Raw genomic sequence first — 3636 nt, 5'->3', positions numbered from 1 at the left:
CGGCATGCTTGACCACCGGCACCACCAGCCCGGACGGCGTCTGCGCGGCGATGCCGATATGGACGCCGCCATGCTGGTGGATGATGCCGGCCTCGTCGTCGAAGATCGCGTTGATGCTCGGCTGGTCGGCGATCGCCTTGACCATCGCCCGCATCAGGAACGGCAGCAGCGTCAGCTTCGGCCGGTCCTGCCGCTTTTCCTTGTTCAGCGTCGCGCGCAGCTCCTCCAGTGAAGTGACGTCGATCTCCTCGACATAGGTGATGTGCGGGATGCGCGATTTGGCGAGCGCCATCTTCTCGGCGATCTTGCGCCGCAGCCCGATAACCTTGATGTCCTCGACATTGTCCTTGCGAGCAAGACCGGAGGTTTTGGCGACCTGCGGCCCGCGCGCCAGGAACGCCTCGATATCCTCATGGCCGATGCGGCCGGCCGGGCCGGAACCCGCGACCTGCCTGAGGTCGATGCCGGCTTCCCTGGCGCGCAGCCGGACGGCGGGCGAGGCCAAAGGCTTCTCGCCTTCGGGACGCGGCGCGCCGGAAACCAAGTTCCGTGCCGCCCCATTTGCGGGAGCGGGCGCCGGCTTCGCTTTCGGCTCGGCGGCCTTTGACTGCGCCTTCGGGCTCGCCGGAGCGGCCTCGGGTTTCGGGGTTGGGAGCTTGGCTGGCGGTTCGGCCTTGATGGCCTCTTCCGCCGCATCGCTCTGCGGCTTCACATTGCCCTCGCCCGCAACCTTCAGCCGCACGATCGGCGAGCCGATCGCCACCGTGTCGCCGATCTCGGCGCCCAGCCACAGGATCTCGCCGTCGACCGGCGAGGGAATCTCGACGGTCGCCTTGTCGGTCATCACCGCGGCCAGCACCGTGTCCTCGCGCACCAGGTCGCCGACCTTCACATGCCATTCGACCAGCTCGGCCTCGGCGACGCCTTCACCGACATCCGGCAGCTTGATGACGTGCTCGCCCATGGTCAGGCCTCCCTTCAAGCTTCCAGCGTTTCGACGAGCGCGCGGCCGACCCTGGCCGGGCCGGGAAAGTAGTCCCACTCCTGCGCATGCGGATAGGGCGTGTCCCAGCCGGCGACGCGCACGACCGGCGCTTCCAGATGGTAGAAGCAGTGCTCCTGCACCAGCGCCGAGAGCTCGGCGCCGAAGCCCGAGGTCAGCGTCGCCTCGTGCACCACCACGCAGCGTCCGGTCTTCGTCACCGAGGCGACGATCGTGTCGAGATCGAGCGGCAGCAGCGTCCTCAGATCGATGATCTCGGCGTCTATGCCGGTCTCCGTGGCCGCCGCCTCGGCGACATAGACCATCGTGCCGTAGGCGAGCACCGTGATCGCGGCGCCCTGCCTGCGGATCGCCGCCTTGCCGAGCGGCACCGTGTAGTGGCCGTCGGCAACCTCGCCCAGATCATGCTTCGACCACGGCGTTACCGGACGGTCGTGGTGGCCGTCGAACGGACCGTTGTAGAGCCGCTTCGGCTCGAGGAAGATCACCGGATCGGGATCCTCGATCGCCGCGATCAGCAGCCCCTTGGCGTCGGCAGGGTTGGACGGCACGATGACCTTCAGGCCGGAGACGTGGGTGAACAGCGCTTCCGGGCTCTGGCTGTGCGTCTGGCCGCCGAAGATGCCGCCGCCGGTCGGCATGCGGACCACGATCGGACAGGTGAAGTCGCCGTTCGAGCGATAGCGCAGCCGCGCCGCCTCCGAAACGATCTGGTCGTAGGCCGGATAGACATAGTCGGCAAACTGCACCTCGACGCAGGGCTTCAGCCCATAGGCGGCCATGCCGATGGCGGCGCCGACGATGCCGGCTTCGCTGATCGGCGCATCGAAGCAGCGGCTCTTGCCGTATTTGGCCTGCAGGCCTTGCGTGCAGCGGAAGACGCCGCCGAAGAAGCCGACATCCTCGCCGAACACGACGACGCGTTCGTCGCGCCCCATCGACACGTCCATGGCGTCGCGGATCGCCTCGATCATGGTCCGTCTGGGCATGGTCAGACCCCCGCCTGCTGGCGCTGTCGCCTGAGATGCGGCGGCATCTCGGCATAGACGCCCTCGAACATGTCGCGCGTAGACGGCTTGCCGCCGGCGTGCAGCGTGCCGTGGCTCTCGGCCTCCTTTTGCGCGGCGATCACCGTCTCGAGGATTTCGGCTTCCGCCTGGGCATGGCGCTCGTCCGACCAGACGCCGCGCTGGATGAGATGGTTCTTCAGCCGCACGATCGGGTCGCCGAGCGGCCAGGCGTCGGACTCCGCCTTCGGTCGGTAGGCGGACGGATCGTCCGAGCTCGAATGTGCGCCGACCCGGTAGGTGACATATTCAACCAGCGTCGGCCCGAGATTGCGGCGCGCCCGCTCGATCGCCCATTTCGCCACCGCGTGGACGGCGAGATAGTCGTTGCCGTCGACGCGCAGCGAGGGGATGCCGAAGCCGAGGCCGCGCGCCGCGAAAGTGCCGGAGCCGCCGCGCGCAATGCCCTGGAAGGTCGAGATCGCCCACTGATTGTTGACGACATTGAGCACCACCGGTGCCTTGTAGGTCGAGGCGAACACGAGCGCTGCATGAAAATCGGACTCCGCCGTCGAGCCGTCGCCGATCCAGGCGGCGGCGATGCGCGAATCGTTGGAGATCGCCGAAGCCATCGCCCAGCCAACGGCCTGGATGTACTGCGTCGCTAGGTTGCCGGAGATGGAGAAGAAGCCGTGCTCCTTCGACGAATACATGATCGGCAACTGCCGGCCCTTCAGCGGATCGGCCTCGTTGGAATAGATCTGGTTCATCATCGTGACCATCGGGTAGCCGTCGGCGATGAGCAGCCCGGCCTGCCGGTAGGTCGGGAAGTTCATGTCGCCCTTGGCCAGCGCCTTGCGGAAGGCGCAGCTCACCGCCTCCTCGCCGAGATGCTGCATGTAGAAGGAGGTCTTGCCCTGGCGCTGCGCCATCTGCATGCGCGCGTCGAAGGTCCTGAGCGTCATCATATGGCGCAGGCCCTCGAGCAATTCCTGGTCGGAAAGCAGCCCGGCCCACGGCCCGACCGCCTCGCCGTCGCGGTTGAGCACGCGGATGATCGAGAACGCCATGTCGCGGATGGTGCGCGGATCGACGTCGATCTCCGGTCGCGGCGCCGATCCGGCCTTGGGGATGGTCACATTGGAGAAATCGGGCGTGCCACCCGGCCGCACCTCGGGCTCGGGAACATGGAACCGCAACATTCCAGCATCGGCCATGACCTACGTCCTCCAATGTTGCCGGTGCGATAGTTGCACATCCGCGCCGCTAATTCATCGGCCAGATGACGGGCCGTCCCCCGGCTTCTCGGCTGATCAAGGCCGATACGGCGCGCTGGCGACAAGATGCAGATATGACGGCGAAATTTCTTGTCGATGTTTTCGCCCGCCACGCAATTTGGCGAATGGCTGTGACCGGTCTGGCGCAAGAGCTTGAAATGCCCGGACCACGTAGGCGTTCGGGTAACTGTCGAGGCCAGTGCTGCCCCTCACCTGCCTGCCGGCACCTTTGTAACTTGTCCCGTGCCGACTCTGCTATTGCAGCAGGTGCGGTGGCGGACGAGAGACCGGAGCATCTTTGGGCCTTGAAGCCCGTGGGAGAGCGAGGGTCTTCGTCCGCCGTTCCATC

At 66.5% G+C, this 3636-nt stretch carries 3 protein-coding genes; all 3 read right to left on the bottom strand.

Annotated elements, in window-relative coordinates; translation table 11 throughout:
- Positions 1–964, bottom strand: a 964-nt coding sequence (locus EN781_RS28480; protein ID WP_145965678.1) for a dihydrolipoamide acetyltransferase family protein, incomplete at its 3' end; no start/stop codon positions are given.
- A gap of 14 nt (positions 965–978) precedes the next feature.
- A complete protein-coding gene (locus EN781_RS28475) occupies positions 979–1992 on the bottom strand; it encodes an alpha-ketoacid dehydrogenase subunit beta (RefSeq protein ID WP_126057336.1) in 1014 nt (337 codons plus the stop codon).
- Positions 1993–1994: 2 nt separating this feature from the next.
- Positions 1995–3227, bottom strand: a complete 1233-nt coding sequence (locus tag EN781_RS28470) for a 3-methyl-2-oxobutanoate dehydrogenase (2-methylpropanoyl-transferring) subunit alpha (RefSeq protein WP_126057335.1) — start codon at positions 3225–3227, stop codon at positions 1995–1997.
- Between the last annotated feature and the right edge of the window lie 409 nt (positions 3228–3636).

It is taken from the genome of Mesorhizobium sp. M4A.F.Ca.ET.090.04.2.1, from assembly GCF_003999085.1.
In the GTDB taxonomy this organism is placed as follows: Bacteria; Pseudomonadota; Alphaproteobacteria; order Rhizobiales; family Rhizobiaceae; genus Mesorhizobium.
This window is presented reverse-complemented; position numbering and strand designations above follow the sequence as displayed.